We start from the raw sequence: 17016 nt of genomic DNA on the forward strand, positions 1-17016 counted from the left end.
AAATAGCGTGGGGATCCATGAACTATTAACTATGAACCATGAACAAGCTATTTGTGTCTCGATTCTAAATTCTTCGCGATAGTTTCAAGTGAAAGCCCCTTCTCGCGCAATAGTACCAGCAAGTGAAACACCAGATCCGATGCTTCGTTGATCAGATCGGTTTCGGTTTCAGCTAAGGCTGCTATAACAGTTTCAACCCCTTCTTCGCCAACTTTTTGGGCTATTTTGTTTAAACCTTTACTGCGCAGCTTATTCACATACGACCCTTCAACCGGGTTATCATAACGGTCGGCAATGATTTGTTCCAGCTGACTGATAAAGTTGTGGTTATAGGCTGTATTAAAGCAACTGCGTGCTCCTGTATGGCAGGTAGGGCCGTCGGCTTTAACTTTGATCAGGATGGTATCGTTATCGCAATCAACCAATGCTTCTTTAACATGCAAAAAATTATTGCTGGTTTCGCCTTTGGTCCATAAACGGTTTTTTGAGCGCGAGAAGAATGTAACTATTTTATCGGTCTGTGTTTTATCCCAGGCTTCCTGGTTCATATAGCCCAGCATCAGTACTTCAAGCGTATGTTCATCCTGTATCACCACCGGCACCAGGCCATCGGTTGATTTATTGAAATCTATTTCCATTCTTCTTTTGTAATTGCATAAACAACACCCGGGTGACAGCCGCAGTCGTCGTTGTGCGAGTATTTTAATCCTAACTTTTTAAATACATTAATGGAAGGGCCGTTATCCTGCATGGCCATCCCTATTATTTTATTCAGCCCTAACTTATTAAAACCGTAATCTAAACAAGCCCTGGCAGCCTCTGTGGCATACCCTTTGCCCCGGTATTGTTTTAATAACCGATAGCCTATATCCACTTCATTTTTATCAGCAAGATATTTTATTCCGCACCAGCCAATGTACTCGCCTGTTTGTTTAATAAAAGTACTTAACCTGCCCATGTTGTACTTATCATACTGATCGTACTCAGCAATAAATCTTTCCGCGTCGGCTAAGGTATTGAATGGCTTATCAGCGGTAAATTTGATCACATCAGGATCGGCATATAGCTCCATCATCCCCTTCGCGTCTTCCACATGAAATGGCCGTAATAGCAATCTTTCCGTTTCTAATGTAGGGTGCATGTCTCTTATCTTACTTCTATATTTTTATTTCTTAATGCTGTCTTTAAATCGGGTATCAATATTTCGCCATAATGGAATACTGATGCCGCCAGGGCCGCGTCTACATCCGTTTTTTTAAATACATCTGCAAAATGCCCTATAGACCCGGCACCTCCCGAAGCTATTACCGGGATGTGCACAGCATCGTTCACTACTTTAAGTAAGCCGTTATCAAAACCAGCCTTTGTGCCGTCATGATCCATGGATGTCAGCAGGATTTCACCTGCGCCACGGTCTTCGGCCTCCAATATCCATTGCAATGTTTCCTTGTCGGTAGGGATGCGCCCGCCGTTCAGGTGAACAATGTTGTTTTTGCCATCATAACGGGTATCAACGGCCACTATCACAAACTGCACCCCAAAGGCCTTCGCTAATTCATCAATTAAAGCCGGTGTACGCACCGCGGCCGAGTTTATGGATACTTTGTCGGCCCCGGCGTTTAAAAGCGCCTCAGCGTCCGCTATTTCGTTTATACCGCCTCCAATAGTGAAGGGGATGTTGATTTGACGTGCTACGGCTTTCACCAACTCAATCATGGTCTTACGGCGTTCGTGCGTAGCAGTGATATCCAGGAACACTAATTCGTCGGCACCCTGCTGCGAATAGTTCCAGGCCAGTTCTACCGGGTCGCCGGCATCGCGCAGATCGACGAAGTTAACGCCTTTTACAGTGCGCCCGTCTTTTACATCTAAGCAAGGGATAATGCGTTTTGCTAACATATGCTATTGTTCCCAACCCGTCATGCGAGGAGTGAAGCGACGTGGCAATCACCGGTTTACAGAGCGACTCTGCTTATTGGGGATTGCCACGCTACGCTCGCAATGACGTGCTGGCGTGTTGCGCCTTCGGCGCAGTTTAAATACTTATCAATGATTTTAAATTCCAGTTCTGTATTTCTTCGATGCTGATGCGGCCTTCATAGATGGCCTTACCAACCACACACGATTCTACTTTTATTTCGCTTAATGCTTCAATATCGGCTAAAGATGATACACCGCCCGAAGCGATTAATTTGATAAATGGCGAATGGTCAAGCAGTTTGGTGTACAGGTCAATCCCTGCACCACCCAATTTACCGTCTTTATTAATATCTGTGCACAGAAAACGATAAAAACCAAGCGCCAGGCACTTATCTACATAATCCATTAATTTTATAGGCGAGCTTTCCATCCAGCCCGAGTATTTTATCACTTCGTCCAACACGTCAATAGCAATAACGATTTGATCTGAATAGCCGTCACTCCCAGCAAAGGCTTTGCTTAGGTCGGCTAAAAAGGTGGGGTTGGTGATGGCTTGTGTACCCACAATAACACGGTGGATACCAGCATCTAATAACTCCTTAACTTTATCAATACTGCGCACGCCGCCGCCATATTGCACCTTCATCTCCGTTTTACGGATCACATTGAACAAGTACTCTTGGTTACTGAAATCACCTTTAGCGCCATTCAGGTCTATAACATGTATAAAACTGGTGCCGTTACTTTGGTACTGTGCAATCATCTCTTCCAGTGTAACATCATAATTAGTTACCTGTCCGTAATCGCCTTCGCGTAAGCGCACCACCTTTTTATCTAAAATATCTATTGCGGGAATAATGTACATAAGCTATAGTTTTGAAAAATTAGTTAAGAGGGTTTCCCCGTATATGCCGGATTTCTCCGGATGAAATTGTACCCCATAGAAATTATCCCGCCAAATTGATGCCGAAAATTTCAAACTATAATCTGTTGAGGCTAAAGTATATTGGTTATTATATTTGATATAATAGGAATGTACGAAATAAAAATGTGTATCTGCCGGAATATCTTTAAACAGCGGGTTATCCTTCTCGGCATGCACGCGGTTCCAGCCGGTGTGTGGCACCTTATAGTTGGCGCTGTCGCTGAATTTTAGTGTTTTAACCGGGATGATATTAAGCAGGTCAGCATCACCTTCTTCGGAATGGGCAGTAAGCAACTGCATGCCCACACAAATACCCAGCGTGGGTTTTTTCAGGTCTTGGATATCGGGCACCAGCCCTGTTTGCTGCAACTTGCTCATAGCAGCCCCCGCATGGCCAACGCCGGGGATGATATAACGATCGTACAGGTCAAAATCCTCCGGTTTTTCAATCATACCGTAGCTAATCCCCAGCCGGTTAAGCGCCGAAGTTAAAGAGAAAATATTACCCGCTCCGTATTGAACTATACCTATAGCCCCCCAGCCCCCTGAAGAAGGAGTAGAAGCATTATAGGTATTTGAGTTATTGTTGTCCATTTATTTATTAACTCCCCTTTAGGGTCGGGGGCTTATAAAACCCCCTTAGTGCTTGGTAAAACCATATTGTTCACATCGCGCTTTACGGCCATTTTTATGGCTTTGGCAAAGGCTTTAAATATCGCTTCAATTTTATGATGCTCGTTCTGTCCTTCAGCTTTGATATTCAGGTTGCACTTAGCGGCATCGCTGAACGATTTAAAGAAATGGTAGAACATCTCTGTCGGCATTTCGCCCACCTTTTCGCGCTTAAATTCGGCATCCCAAACTATCCAGTTGCGGCCACCAAAGTCAATGGCTACCTGTGCCAGGCAATCGTCCATAGGCAGGCAGAAACCATAGCGTTCAATACCGCGCTTATCGCCTAATACGGTAGCGAATATCTCGCCTAAGGCAATACCCGTATCTTCAATAGTATGGTGCTCATCAATATGCAAGTCACCTTTAGCAGTAATCTCCAGGTCGATGCTACCATGGCGTGCTATCTGATCCAGCATGTGGTCAAAAAAATGCAGACCGGTGCTCACCTTCGCATCGCCCTTGCCATCAAGGTTTATCTTAATATCAATATCGGTTTCCTTGGTAGCGCGGCGGTGTTCTGCTTTGCGTTCGCCCACTTTTAAAAACTCGTATATCTGTTGCCAATCGGTAGTTTGCAGGGCTATGGTGTCCTTCAAATCAACTTCAAAATTCTTATCTTCAAACTCTTGACCGCCTAAATTACTGTGATTGTTTAACCAAATTGCTTTAGCGCCTAAGTTCCTGCCCAGTAACACGTCGTTTTTGCGGTCGCCAATGGTGTATGAGTTTTTGAGATCATACTTCTCCGTATCAAAATATTGGGTTAATAAAGCTGTGCCTGGTTTACGGGTAGGGGCATTATCCTTGGCAAAAGTACGGTCGACAACTACATTACTGAATTTTACACCCTCGTTTTCAAAGGTCTTCAGCACGAAGTTTTGCACCGGCCAAAATGTATTTTCAGGGTATGATGTTGTGCCTAAACCATCCTGGTTTGTAACCATTACCAACTCATAATCCAACTCGGCGGCTATTTTTGGCAGGTATTGCAGGGCTTTTGGGTAAAACTCCAACTTATCAAACGAATCTATCTGCTCATCGGCAGGCTCAGTGATCAGCGTGCCGTCACGGTCAACAAACAATATGCGTTTCAGGGTATTCATTTATAGTCTTTTAACGTTTCAATTAGTTTGGCATTTTCTTCAGGCGTGCCAATGGTTATTCGTAATGCCCCTTCGCAAAGTTCAACTTTATTCCGATTGCGTACAATAATACCGTTTTGAACTAAGTAATTGTAAATTCCGTTAGCATCGGTGGTTTTAACCAGGATGAAATTGGCATCAGATGGATAGATATCCAGTACAAAATCAAGGTTTTTTAGTTGAAGTACCAGTTTATCCCGTTCGGTTAAAATCTCTTTTATCCAGGTATTTATCTGGTCTACATTTTGTAAAGCTGCCAAGGCTAAAGCCTGCGATGCCTCATTTATGTTATATGGCGGCTTCACTTTGTTCATCACCTCTATAATTTCTTCGCTGGCAAAGGCCATGCCTACCCGCAGGCCGGCCAGGCCCCATGCTTTTGATAAGGTTTGCAGCACTACCAAATTGGCGTACTCAGTCAGTTCCTGTATAAAGCTTTTTTGGCGACTGAAGTTAATGTAGGCTTCATCCACTATCACTAAACCGCTAAAATTTGCCAGCAGGGTTTCTATATCCTCGCGGTGCATAGAATTGCCGGTAGGGTTATTAGGCGAACATATCCAGATCAACTTGGTTTTATCATCAATATGCGCGGCAATGGCTTCCAGGTCTAACTGGTAATCAGCAGTTAAGGGTACACGTCGCAGTTCAATATCGTTGATATTGGCCGATACCTCGTACATGCCATAAGTCGGCGGAACGATGATTACATTATCCACACCAGGGTTGCAAAAGCTGCGGTACAGAATGTCGATAGCTTCATCGCTGCCATTGCCCAAAAATATATTGCGCGGGGGCACGCCCTTTATCTCGCTCAGGCGCTTTTTAACGGCATACTGCAGCGGATCCGGGTAGCGGTTGTAATTTGTATCCAACGGCGAGCCATAAGCATTCTCGTTGGCATCTAAGTAAACGCTGGCCTCGCCTTTAAACTCATCCCGTGCGGACGAGTAGGGGGTTAGGTTTTTGATGTTGGAGCGTAATATTTTATTTATGTCGAACATGGTCTTTAAAGTTTCGTCATTGCGAGGAGCGGAGCGACGTGGCAATCCCCGATGTGCAGAGCGGCTCTCCAAGTCGGGGATAACCACGCTGCGCCCGCTATGACGGTTATTAATTATTTATTTTCCATCCTCACCGTCACCGCGTTCTTGTGCGCATGCAACCCTTCCATTTCAGCCAGTAATTCTACCGTTGGCCCTATGTTTTGTATGCCTTCAGGAGTGATATGCTGAAAGGTGATCTTCTTCACAAACGAATCAACCGATACGCCTGAATACGCCCGGGCATAAGCGCTGGTAGGCAGGGTGTGATTGGTGCCCGATGCATAGTCGCCAACGCTTTCTGGAGTGAGGTTACCCAGGAAAACAGAACCCGCATTTATAATTTGCCCGGTTACCTGCTGCCAGTTTTCGGTAGCCAATATCAAGTGCTCCGGTGCGTATACATTGTTGAATTGCATGGCCTCATTTAAGTCTTTTACAAGTACCGCATACGAGTTGGCAATGGCCTGTCCGGCTATCTCAGCACGGGGTAGTACACACAGTTGCTTGTCGACCTCCGCGATCGCATCAGTTATAATTTTACTTGAGGTAGAAACCAAAATCGACTGAGAATCAATACCATGTTCTGCCTGAGCTAATAAATCAGCAGCGATATATGACGATTTGGCAGTCGCATCCGCGATCACTAAAACCTCTGAGGGTCCTGCCGGCATGTCTATCGCAGTGGTCGTTGTCGACTGAATTATCGTCTTAGCCTTGGTGACAAATTGATTCCCCGGCCCAAAGATCTTATCCACTTTGGCGATGCTTTCCGTGCCGTACGCCATGGCCGCTACGGCCTGCGCACCACCCGCCAAATAAATACAGTCGATGTTTAGTAGCCCGGCGACATAGGCAATAAAAGCATTTACCTTTCCGCTTTTTTGCGGCGGTGAACAAACCACAATTTCATGGCACCCGGCAATGCGCGCGGGGATGCCCAGCATTAAAAAAGTACTCGGCAAAACCGCCGAACCACCGGGAATATACAGGCCTACTTTTTCAATAGGCCGGGGCTCACGCCAGCAGGTAACGCCGGACATAGTTTCAACTTTGTCTTCCTGCTTTACCTGCGTTTGATGAAATTTGTAAATATTGTTGTAAGCTGTTTGTAGTGCTTGTTTTTGCTCATTAGATAGAGTAGCCGCCAGCTCGGCTAATTCATCTTTATCCAAATACAGTTTATTCAGTTCTACCTTGTCAAACTTTTTAGCGTAGTCAATTAAAGCTGCATCGCCGTGTTGCTGCACATTAGCAATAATGTCTTCAACCGTAGCGCGTATCTCATTTGCCGGGTCAACATTACGTTGCACCAGTTTAGCTATATCAGCAGCACTTAAATCAGAATAATTGTATGTCTTCATAAAGCCCCCTAACCCCCTAAGGAAAATGTTGTTTATAAAGCCACACCCAATTGCTCCCCCTTCAGGGGGCTGGGGGGCTAAAGTATGATCTTCTCAATCGGCATTACCACAATGCCCTGCGCGCCCGCTTGCTTAAGCTGACTTATCCTATCCCAAAAATCCCTTTCAGGGATAACGGTATGTACCGCAACCCAGCCTTCCTCGGCCAGTGATACTACCGACGGGCTCTTTACGCCGGGTAATAGCTTAAGTATATCTGTCAAATTTTCTTTAGGCGCGTTTAGTACCACATACTTAGTTTCCTTGGCACGTAATACCGATTGGATACGTTGTATCAACTCCTGTACCAGTATCTCATTCTCAATGCCTTTGCGGCCAATTAACACGGCTTCGCTGCTCATTACATCGCCAAAAGGTTTTAAACCATTGCTTTTTAACGTGCCGCCGGTTGACACCAGGTCGCATATGGCGTCACTCAGACCCAAACCTGGTGATATCTCAACCGAACCTGAGATAGTGCGGATATCGGCATTAATGCCATTCTTTTGCAAGAACTTTCCTAAAATAACAGGGTAGGTAGTGGCTATAGAACGGTTGTTCAGATCGGTAAGATTTACAATATCCGAATTGTTTGGTACCGCCAGTTTTAACGAGCACTTACCGAAGCCTAATTTTTGCAGGTAGCTAACTATTACTTCAGTTTCCTGTATTACATTTTCGCCTACAATACCCAGGTCGGCAATGCCATCCTGCACGTATTCCGGGATATCGTCATCGCGCAGAAATAGTATTTCCAATGGGAAATTTGATACAGGCGATATAAGCGAGCTTTTGTAATTTTCGAAGTTTAAGCCGCAATTTTTAAGTAATTCAACAGATTTTTCGTTGAGCCGACCCGATTTCTGGATCGCGATTTTTAGTGTTTTCAAAAGGGATTTGTTTTAGTAAACTATAATTATAAACGGAATTACTTGCTTCACGTAGAAACATACATTATCTGATCACCACATGGTGGTGATGGTGCAATGACAGATGATGTAAAAATAAACCGTTCATTATAATATACCTGTAGTGAGGTGCCGCAAATATAGGCAGATATTTATAAAATCAAAAGACTAAGGTAAAATAATATACTATTTTGGTAGACAATGTTTTTAGAACATACGAAGAAAACCTTATCCGCGACTCATCAGTAATACAAGTCTATCATAAAAACAAAAAATCCCCTCCCGCAAAAGCAGGAGAGGATAAAAAAAAACTAAAAAAACAAAACCTTATTCAAACGGGCAATAACCCGATGGTAACTATGCGTAAACCTGCTCAAACACGTTAATTGCGTCTTTACTTTCCAGGTTGGTATGGCCCATTAAAAACTCATCAACTTTACGTGCGCATTCACGGCCTTCAGAGATGGCCCAAACCACCAGTGATTGCCCGCGGCGCATATCGCCGGCAGCAAATACTTTACTTACGTTAGTGCGGTAAATACCCTCAGTGGCCTTAACATTCTTACGCTCATCAAGATCAACGCTTAAGCTTTCCAGCATACCGTCATATTGCGGGTTAACAAAGCCCATAGCTAAAAATACAGCTTGGCAAGGTATTTCGCGTTCCGAGCCTTCAACTTCGTTGAACTTAATAGGGCGGCCCATCACATCCAGTTCCCAGCTTACGTCGGTTACTTTTAGCGCGCGCAGGTTGCCTTGTTCGTCGCCCAAAAATTCTTTGGTATTTACGCCCCAGTGGCGCTCGCAACCTTCTTCATGCGATGAGGTTGTTTTCAGTACCATTGGATACGTTGGCCATGGCATATTAGTAGTACGTGATGAAGGCGGTTGCATCATCACCTCAAATTGGCGCACAGACTTTGCTTTTTGGCGATTTGACGTGCCCACGCAGTCCGAACCGGTATCACCACCGCCAATAACTACTACATCTTTACCAGTGGCTAAAATCGGCTCGGCATCAAACGCAATGCTGCTTACGCGTTTGTTTTGTTGCTTCAAGAAATCCATAGCAAAATGGATACCTTTCAATTCGCGGCCGGGAATAGGCAAATTACGCGGTATGGTAGATCCGCCGGCCAATACCACTGCATCATTATTACGCACTAACTCATCGGCGCTTATATCTTTACCAACTTCGGTATTGCATTTAAAGGTGATGCCGTCTTCTTCCATTAGTTTCACACGGCGTTCAACCACCCATTTTTCTAGTTTAAAATCGGGGATACCGTAACGCAGTAAGCCACCCGGATTATCGTCACGTTCGTAAACAGTAACGGTGTGGCCCGCCTTATTCAATTGTGCGGCGGCAGCCAAACCCGCAGGTCCCGAACCTACTACAGCAACATTTTTACCACTTTTTAAAACAGGAGCGGTAGGCTTAACCATGCCTTTGCTCCAGGCTATTTCAATAATATGTTTCTCAATTTCCTCAATAGCTACAGGCGGTTTATTGATACCCAGCACACAGGCCGATTCGCAAGGGGCGGGGCATATCCTGCCGGTAAACTCGGGGAAATTATTTGTTGATGATAATATCTGGTAAGCTTCGTCCCATTTTTTGCGGTACACAGCATCGTTAAACTCGGGTATCACATTGCCCAGCGGGCAGCCGTTATGGCAAAATGGTATCCCGCAGTTCATGCAGCGTGCCGATTGATGGTTCAGCTTTTCCTCACTGTATAACCCTACAAATTCATTGTAGTTATTTACGCGTTCTGCCACAGGCGCTTTTGCTGGCAGTTCGCGGTCAAATTCCTGAAATCCGGTTGCTTTTCCCATAATATTAATTGGTTGCCTGATATTGATTTTTTAATAAAACTTTTTTGTATTCCTGCGGGAATACTTTTACAAATTTGGTGAGCGCCACCTGCCATGTATTCAGCAGGTTTTGTGCTACCTGGCTGCCTGTTAACTGCACATGTTTGCGTAGCAGCGTTAAAATCTGCTCCTCATCATGCGGCGATAGCGGATCAAGGTCAACCATTTCGCGGTTGCAGTTTTCGGCAAATGTCCCGTCGGTATCATATACCCAGGCAATACCGCCGCTCATGCCTGCGGCAAAGTTGCGGCCTGTTTTACCTAAAATCAGCGCGCGGCCACCTGTCATGTATTCGCAACCATGGTCGCCAACACCTTCAACAACGGCTGTAGCACCAGAGTTACGTACGGCAAAGCGTTCGCCTGCCATACCACGGATAAATATTTGGCCGCTGGTAGCGCCGTACAATGCTACGTTACCGATGATCATATTTTCCTCAGGAGCAAATTTAGCTTGCGCTGATGGGTAAATAGCCAGTTGGGCACCCGAAAGGCCTTTGCCTACATAGTCGTTAGCTTCGCCTTCCAGTTCAAAAGATAAACCTTTGGTAGTGAACGCGCCAAAGCTTTGCCCTGCCGATCCTTTAAATTTATAATTGATGGTGTTGTCCGGCAAAGCGGCTGACCCATATTTTTTAGATATCTCGTTCGATAACAGCGTGCCAATAGTACGGTCGGTATTTTTAACGTCAAACGATGCAAATACCGGTGTTTTATCTTCCAGCGCTGGTTTGGCCGTCTCCAATAGTTTCCAGTCGATGATATCAGCCATGCCATGATCTTGTGTTTCACTGTTATAAAGTGTTACACCACGTGGATTGGTAACCGGGTGAAGGATGCCCGACAGGTCTATCTTTTTAGCTTTCCAGCTTTTAATATTATCTCTAACTTTAAGGAACTGCACACGGCCCACCATATCGTTTACGGTACGGAAACCCAGATCGGCCATAATTTCCCTTAATTCCTGGGCAATAAAGTGGAACAGGTTAACAATATGTTCCGGCTTGCCGCTGAAAAGTTTGCGCAGTTCAGGGTCTTGCGTAGCCACACCTACAGGGCAGGTATTTAAGTGGCACTTACGCATCATGATACAACCACCGGCAACAAGGGCAGCAGTAGCCACGCCCCATTCTTCGGCACCCATCAGGGCGGCAATGGCAATATCACGACCAGTTTTTAACTGACCATCTGTTTGCAATACTACACGGCTACGCAGTTTGTTACGTACCAGTGTTTGGTGTGCCTCAGCCAGGCCAAGTTCCCATGGTAAGCCAGCATGTTTGATAGAGCTTATTGGCGAGGCGCCTGTCCCGCCATCATAACCGGCAATCAGGATCACATCGGCATGTGCTTTAGCTACACCGGCAGCAATAGTGCCTACGCCGGCTTTTGATACCAGTTTAACATTGATACGGGCCGCGCGGTTAGCATTCTTTAAATCGAAGATCAGCTGGGCTAAATCTTCAATGGAATAAATATCGTGGTGTGGTGGCGGCGATATCAGACCTACACCCGGGGTAGAGTGACGGGTTTTTGCGATCCAGTCGTCAACTTTATGACCTGGTAATTGGCCACCTTCACCGGGTTTAGCGCCTTGCGCCATTTTTATCTGTAATTCATCGGCATTAGTAAGGTAGTTTGAAGTAACCCCAAAACGTGCCGAAGCTACCTGCTTAATGGCCGAACGCATAGAATCGCCGTTTGGCATTTGTTCGTAGCGTAGTTCATCCTCGCCGCCCTCGCCGGTATTGCTTTTGCCGCCAATGCGGTTCATGGCAATAGCCAAAGTGCTGTGCGCCTCGTGCGAGATCGATCCGAACGACATAGCGCCGGTAGCAAAACGTTTCAATATGCTTTCCACCGGTTCAACCTCATCAATAGAGATCTGCTCGCGGTGATGCGCGAAATCCAGTAAACCACGGATGGTGTAGTGTTTCTCGGTTTGCTCGTTTATCGCTTTAGCGTATTGCTTATAAATTGAATAATCATTAGTACGGGTAGCATGCTGCAGCAAATGCACAGTTTGCGGGTTAAATAAATGGGCTTCGCCGCGGCGTTTCCATTGATAAATACCACCTTCGGGTAATAGCTTCACATCTTCTTTTGAAGAAGCAGCGAAACCTGCCTGATGTTTGGTCATTACCTCGCGGGCAATTTCATCCAAACCTAAACCTTCAATACGGGTAACCGCACCGGTAAAGTATTTGCTTACTACAGCCTCATTCAAGCCCAATATTTCAAATACCTGCGAACCATGGTATGATTGCAGTGTGCTGATACCCATTTTAGAGAAGATTTTCAGCAAGCCATCGTTAACAGCTTTTACATAGTTCTTCAACAGGTATTTTACATCAAGCTCAGTTTCTAAGCTACCGTTGGCTTTAACCGTTTCAATAGTGGATTGTGCCAGGTATGGGTTAATAGCGCTTGCGCCAAAAGCCAGCAAACAGGCAAAGTGATGTACTTCCCAAACGTCACCTGCTTCTACAACCAGGCCAACTGCGCCACGGCGGCCAATGCGGATCAAATGGTGATGCACGGCAGACACTGCTAATAATGATGGGATAGGGGCATGTTCCGAATCGATAGCACGGTCGGATAAAATCAATACCTCAAAGCCATCTTCAACAGCATCTTCAGCATAACGGCAAAGCCTGGTCAGGGCTTTCTCCATGCTGCCTGGCTGGCCATCGGCTTTAAAATAAGTTTGCAGTGTTTTAGCATGGAACATGCCGGTATCAATACTGCGCAGTTTCTCCAGCTGATGGTTCTTTAGGATAGGATGTTTCAGCATTACACAATGACAATGCATTTTATCTTCGTCAAGTAAATTGCCGTTGTTGCCAATAAAGGCGTTCAGGCTCATTACCAAGCGCTCGCGTATCGGGTCGATAGGCGGGTTAGTAACCTGGGCAAAAAACTGTTTGAAATAGCTTGACAGGTGCTGTGGCTTGTCAGAAAGGATAGCCAACGGCACATCAGTACCCATTGAACCAATCGGTTCTTTACCATCGCAAGCCATTGGCTTAATAATGGTGTCAATATCCTCGCGCGAGTAGCCGAATACCTGCTGGTAACGGAAAACTGCGTCAGGCGATAGGCTGGCGAAAGCCAAACGCGGCTCGGCCAGTTCGCCCAGGTTAATTTTATAATTCTCTAACCAGCGGCCATAAGGCTGTTGACTGGCTATTTGCTGCTTAATTTCTTCGTCGGCTATGATCTTACCTTGTACGGTATCAACCAACAGCATTTTGCCTGGCTGCAGGCGTCCCTTCTTAATAATTGTCGATTCATCAATAGCCAGTACACCTGCTTCAGAAGCTGCAATTACACGGCCATCGCTTGTTACAGCATAACGCAATGGGCGCAGGCCATTACGGTCTAACAATGCGCCCACCAGCTTACCATCGGTGAAGGTGATAGCGGCCGGGCCGTCCCATGGCTCCATTAAAGTAGCGTGGTATTCGTAGAATGCTTTTTTAACCGGGTCCATTTGCTCGTTGCCATCCCAGGCTTCAGGGATCAGCATCATCATTACGTGCGGTAACGAACGGCCGGTATGCAATAATATCTCAATAATATTATCTAAGCAAGCCGAATCAGATTGTGCGCTATCGATAACCGGCAATAACATCTCCATTTCCTCGGCCGTGAAATAGGTTGATGCGTACGATTTTAAGCCTGAGTAAAACCAGTTAAGGTTACCAGTCAGGGTATTGATCTCGCCATTATGCGCAATTAAGCGGAATGGCTGTGCCAGTTTCCACGATGGAAATGTATTGGTAGAAAAGCGCGAGTGTATCATGGCAAAGCCTGATGCCACGCGCGGGTCGCTCAGATCGGCAAAGTACTTACGCAATTGGTAGGTAGTTAGTTGCCCTTTATAAATGATGGTTTTGCACGATAACGAGGTGAAGTAAAAAGCCTCGGCAGCGTGTATAATAGTTTCGTTAACGGTTTTGGTTATATAACGGCGTAATACATATAGCTTACGCTCAAAATCGTCGGTATTGGTAATATGGTGCGGCCTTAATATATAAATTTGTTCCACATCGGGCTCGGCCTGACGGGCTGTTTCGCCAATAACACTGTTATTTACCTGCAATTTGCGATAGCCCATAATATGCAGACCCAGCTTTTCGGCAGCAGCTGTAATTACTTTACGGCAAGCTTTTTTCAGGGTAGAATCTTTCGGGAAAAATATCATACCCACGCCATATTCGCCAGGTTCTGGCAGGCTTATCTCCAGGTTAGAACATTCTTCCAATAGAAATTCATGCGGTAACTGAATCAGTATACCCGCGCCATCACCCGAATCCGGATCGCAGCCACAAGCGCCGCGGTGCTCCATGTTCTCTAAAATGGTAAGCGCGTCATTAACTATTTGATTGGACTTGTGCCCATTAATATTCGTAATAAATCCTGTTCCACAGGAGTCGTGTTCAAATTCTGGCCTGTACAGGCCCTGCTGGTTGCAATCGGTCTGATCCATAAGTATTCACCGGATTATAAAAGTGCGTATATTACGAAGATATAAAAAATGTAAAAAAATCCTAATATTATTAACAACTTTTTAATTATTCAAAATAAAATTAGCTAAATGGCAGTAGTATTTGATTTTTGCCTATCAAATTGGTATTATAATTAAGAATTTCACAATTTTTACTTGTGCGTTTAATATGCAGGCATAATAAAATACAGACTAATTTGATAGACTTTATATAAACAGAGGGGTATAAATATGATTTATCTTAGAAAAAATCACCACCTAAAGATGAATTTTGCCACAAATTCAGTAGTTATAATAGTGATTAACCACAAAGTATACAGAGCTTTCACAAGTGCGCAAGGGCTTATCCCAATATCTATTTCAACAGATCTCGGTGGGCTTCATGATTCCCTCTATGCGCCTTCTGTGGTTAAATCATCGTAAACTCTATCTTTGCAAAAAATTTGATAACAATGCCAGGCAAAAACAAAGCAGTTTTTTTAGACAGGGATGGGGTACTTAACCAGGAAATGGGTGATTACGTTTGCAAAGTTGAGGATTTTCATATTCTTGATAACTTTGATGCTTTGAAGGAGTTGCAGGATAGGGGGTACTTGTTATTAGTAGCCACTAATCAGGGCGGTTTAGCCAAAGGCTGGTATAGCGAGGATGAGTTAGGAAAGATGCATGCCTTGTTAAAAGGCACCTATCAGCAACACGGGGTTGAGCTAACCGATTTTTTCTATTGTCCACATCATCCCCAATTTACCGGTGACTGCCAATGCCGTAAACCAAAGCCCGGTTTGTTATTACAAGGTATTGAGAAATATGACATAGACCCGGCCAGATCTTACTTTATTGGCGACCGTGAACGGGATGTAATTGCCGGTACTGCCGCGGGTGTAACAGGTATTTTAATAGATAGCGATCAGCCGATTAGTACAGTGCTTAATTTAATAGCATAAGCAAGGCCCCCCTAACCCCCTAAAGGGGGAATGATTATTGCATTAACCAATGGAAAAAATGAGTGAGGGAACTAAACGTACCACAACTAAAAGCAAATCTCCTTTTAAGAGGCTGGTGGGCAACATTGATTGCCTGATAGTTGCCCTTATGGGGTTTTATATTATCCATTTGTTTGCAAGGTATAGCGGCATAGGTGTATCGCCCGACTCAATTATGTATGCCAGCACGGCGCAGAATATACACGACCATTTTTCGCTTATTACCTTTAATAATACGCCATTAGTGTTTTTCCCGGTTTTTTATCCATTCTTTTTAAGTATCTGTATTTTTTTATCCGGTGGGATGGACCCCGTTAGTGCCGGACCGGTTATTAATGGGATATTGTTTGGTATAACGATATTTCTTACAGGATGGATAACCACAAAGTTCAAAGCGCCATCTATAATATATAAATGGTTAATACTAATAGCAGTTGTGTTAAGCCCGGCTTTGCTGGAGATATACATGTACCTATGGTCTGAGACTTTATTTATCCTGGTGATACTGATCTTTATTATCGCGTACCATAATTATTTGCAATCGCACAGTATAAAGGCTTTAATTATAGTAGCGTTGGTTGCCGCTATTTGCTGCATTACCAGGTATGCAGGGATAACAGTTGTTGCTACAGGGGGTTTATTGATATTGATTGATGGACGGCTTACCTGGAAGAGGAAGGTTTCACATTTACTTGTCTTCGGCGCTATTGGTATTTCCCTGCTTGGCGCGAACCTAATTTTGAACGCCTACGCTACCGGGTTAAGTACAGGCACCAGGGAACCATCTATAACCCCGTTTAGTGAGAACCTGTATTATTTTGGTACAGTAATATTAGATTGGGCTGGTTTGCCTGCAAGCTTCGACCCTATAGCGGTAGCCTTTGCTATAATCGTTATTGTTGGGCTATCTACCTTGCTGATTGTGCGTACAGCGCAGCATCATTTAAATAGTTACGAGAATATCATTATTTGTTTTACGCTGGTTTACGGTTTGTTTATATTGATCATCGCTTCCATATCGCGGTTTGAGCGGATGAACAGCCGGTTATTATCGCCAATGTTTATCCCCTTGCTGCTATCATTCACCTGCTGGATCCCCGACCTGATCAAATACCTTAAGTTTCGCAAAAAATGGTTGCTGGCTACCCCTTTTGTAGTTGCTATGCTTGCGTTTGAAGTTACCATTGCTAAAGTAGATTACCAGAAGTATGACGACTTTAAAGATTACGGCATCCCGGGATATACGGATGATGACTGGAATAAATCCAGCTTTGTTACGTTCCTGAAAACACACCAGCATATATTTAAGCCCGGTTATCCAATTTATACCGATGCCGATGAGGCGGTTTATATGTTTGCCCATATGCATTCCACACTATTGCCGCACAAATTTTTTGCCGGGGATGTGGCTAAAGTATATGCGCAAAAACGCTTTTATCTGATAGATTTTAAAAAGCTGGAAAGTTCTGAATTAATTGGCCTGAAAGATATCCAGGCGCATAAAACACTAACCAAACTTTGTGATTTTGAGGATGGCGCTATTTACATCTGCGAGAAGAAATAGCGACTGATATTATATATTAAGAATTGTGTCATTTCGAACGAACTGAAGAGGATGAGTGCTGGGGT

13 protein-coding genes are annotated in these 17016 nt (G+C 44.6%); 2 read left to right on the plus strand and 11 right to left on the minus strand.

Annotated features, from left to right (window positions below; genetic code table 11):
- Positions 1 to 47 precede the first annotated feature (47 nt).
- From hisIE to gltB, 11 genes are all read right to left on the minus strand, one after another.
- Positions 48 to 638 carry a bifunctional phosphoribosyl-AMP cyclohydrolase/phosphoribosyl-ATP diphosphatase HisIE gene (gene hisIE / locus IRJ18_RS06730; RefSeq protein ID WP_194105423.1) on the minus strand — a complete coding sequence of 197 codons (591 nt, stop codon included), beginning with the start codon at positions 636 to 638 and terminating at the stop codon, positions 48 to 50.
- On the minus strand, positions 629 to 1141 hold the full coding sequence (locus IRJ18_RS06735; protein WP_194105424.1) for a GNAT family N-acetyltransferase: 513 nt from the start codon (positions 1139 to 1141) through the stop codon (positions 629 to 631). The genes hisIE and IRJ18_RS06735 overlap by 10 nt, the downstream gene beginning before the upstream one ends.
- Before the next feature lie 5 nt (positions 1142 to 1146).
- Positions 1147 to 1899, minus strand: a complete 753-nt coding sequence (hisF, locus tag IRJ18_RS06740) for an imidazole glycerol phosphate synthase subunit HisF (protein ID WP_194105425.1) — start codon at positions 1897 to 1899, stop codon at positions 1147 to 1149.
- Positions 1900 to 2035: 136 nt separating this feature from the next.
- Positions 2036 to 2785 carry a 1-(5-phosphoribosyl)-5-[(5-phosphoribosylamino)methylideneamino]imidazole-4-carboxamide isomerase gene (locus IRJ18_RS06745; protein WP_194105426.1) on the minus strand — a complete coding sequence of 250 codons (750 nt, stop codon included), beginning with the start codon at positions 2783 to 2785 and terminating at the stop codon, positions 2036 to 2038.
- 3 nt (positions 2786 to 2788) lie between these two features.
- Positions 2789 to 3439 carry an imidazole glycerol phosphate synthase subunit HisH gene (hisH, locus tag IRJ18_RS06750; RefSeq protein WP_194105427.1) on the minus strand — a complete coding sequence of 217 codons (651 nt, stop codon included), beginning with the start codon at positions 3437 to 3439 and terminating at the stop codon, positions 2789 to 2791.
- Positions 3440 to 3471: 32 nt separating this feature from the next.
- Positions 3472 to 4623, minus strand: coding sequence for a bifunctional histidinol-phosphatase/imidazoleglycerol-phosphate dehydratase HisB (hisB, locus tag IRJ18_RS06755; RefSeq protein ID WP_228072598.1), 1152 nt, complete (start codon positions 4621 to 4623; stop codon positions 3472 to 3474).
- Positions 4620 to 5666, minus strand: a complete 1047-nt coding sequence (gene hisC, locus IRJ18_RS06760) for a histidinol-phosphate transaminase (protein WP_194105428.1) — start codon at positions 5664 to 5666, stop codon at positions 4620 to 4622. The genes hisB and hisC overlap by 4 nt, the downstream gene beginning before the upstream one ends.
- Before the next feature lie 113 nt (positions 5667 to 5779).
- A complete protein-coding gene (gene hisD, locus IRJ18_RS06765; protein WP_194105429.1) occupies positions 5780 to 7069 on the minus strand; it encodes a histidinol dehydrogenase in 1290 nt (429 codons plus the stop codon).
- Between the two features lie 77 nt (positions 7070 to 7146).
- On the minus strand, positions 7147 to 7998 hold the full coding sequence (hisG, locus tag IRJ18_RS06770) for an ATP phosphoribosyltransferase (protein ID WP_194105430.1): 852 nt from the start codon (positions 7996 to 7998) through the stop codon (positions 7147 to 7149).
- Positions 7999 to 8373: 375 nt separating this feature from the next.
- On the minus strand, positions 8374 to 9855 hold the full coding sequence (locus IRJ18_RS06775) for a glutamate synthase subunit beta (protein ID WP_194105431.1): 1482 nt from the start codon (positions 9853 to 9855) through the stop codon (positions 8374 to 8376).
- 4 nt (positions 9856 to 9859) lie between these two features.
- Positions 9860 to 14386 carry a glutamate synthase large subunit gene (gene gltB, locus IRJ18_RS06780; protein WP_194105432.1) on the minus strand — a complete coding sequence of 1509 codons (4527 nt, stop codon included), beginning with the start codon at positions 14384 to 14386 and terminating at the stop codon, positions 9860 to 9862.
- A 470-nt stretch (positions 14387 to 14856) separates the two neighbouring features.
- On the opposite strand from gltB, the gene IRJ18_RS06785 reads away from it, so the two are divergent.
- Together IRJ18_RS06785 and IRJ18_RS06790 are read left to right on the plus strand one after the other, a co-directional pair.
- Positions 14857 to 15348, plus strand: a complete 492-nt coding sequence (locus tag IRJ18_RS06785; protein ID WP_194105433.1) for a D-glycero-alpha-D-manno-heptose-1,7-bisphosphate 7-phosphatase — start codon at positions 14857 to 14859, stop codon at positions 15346 to 15348.
- Between the two features lie 58 nt (positions 15349 to 15406).
- Complete coding sequence (locus IRJ18_RS06790) at positions 15407 to 16951, plus strand: hypothetical protein (protein WP_194105434.1); 1545 nt, start codon at positions 15407 to 15409, stop codon at positions 16949 to 16951.
- Positions 16952 to 17016: the final 65 nt, after the last annotated feature.

Origin of the sequence: Mucilaginibacter boryungensis, assembly GCF_015221995.1 — a bacterium.
GTDB lineage: Bacteria > Bacteroidota > Bacteroidia > Sphingobacteriales > Sphingobacteriaceae > Mucilaginibacter > Mucilaginibacter boryungensis.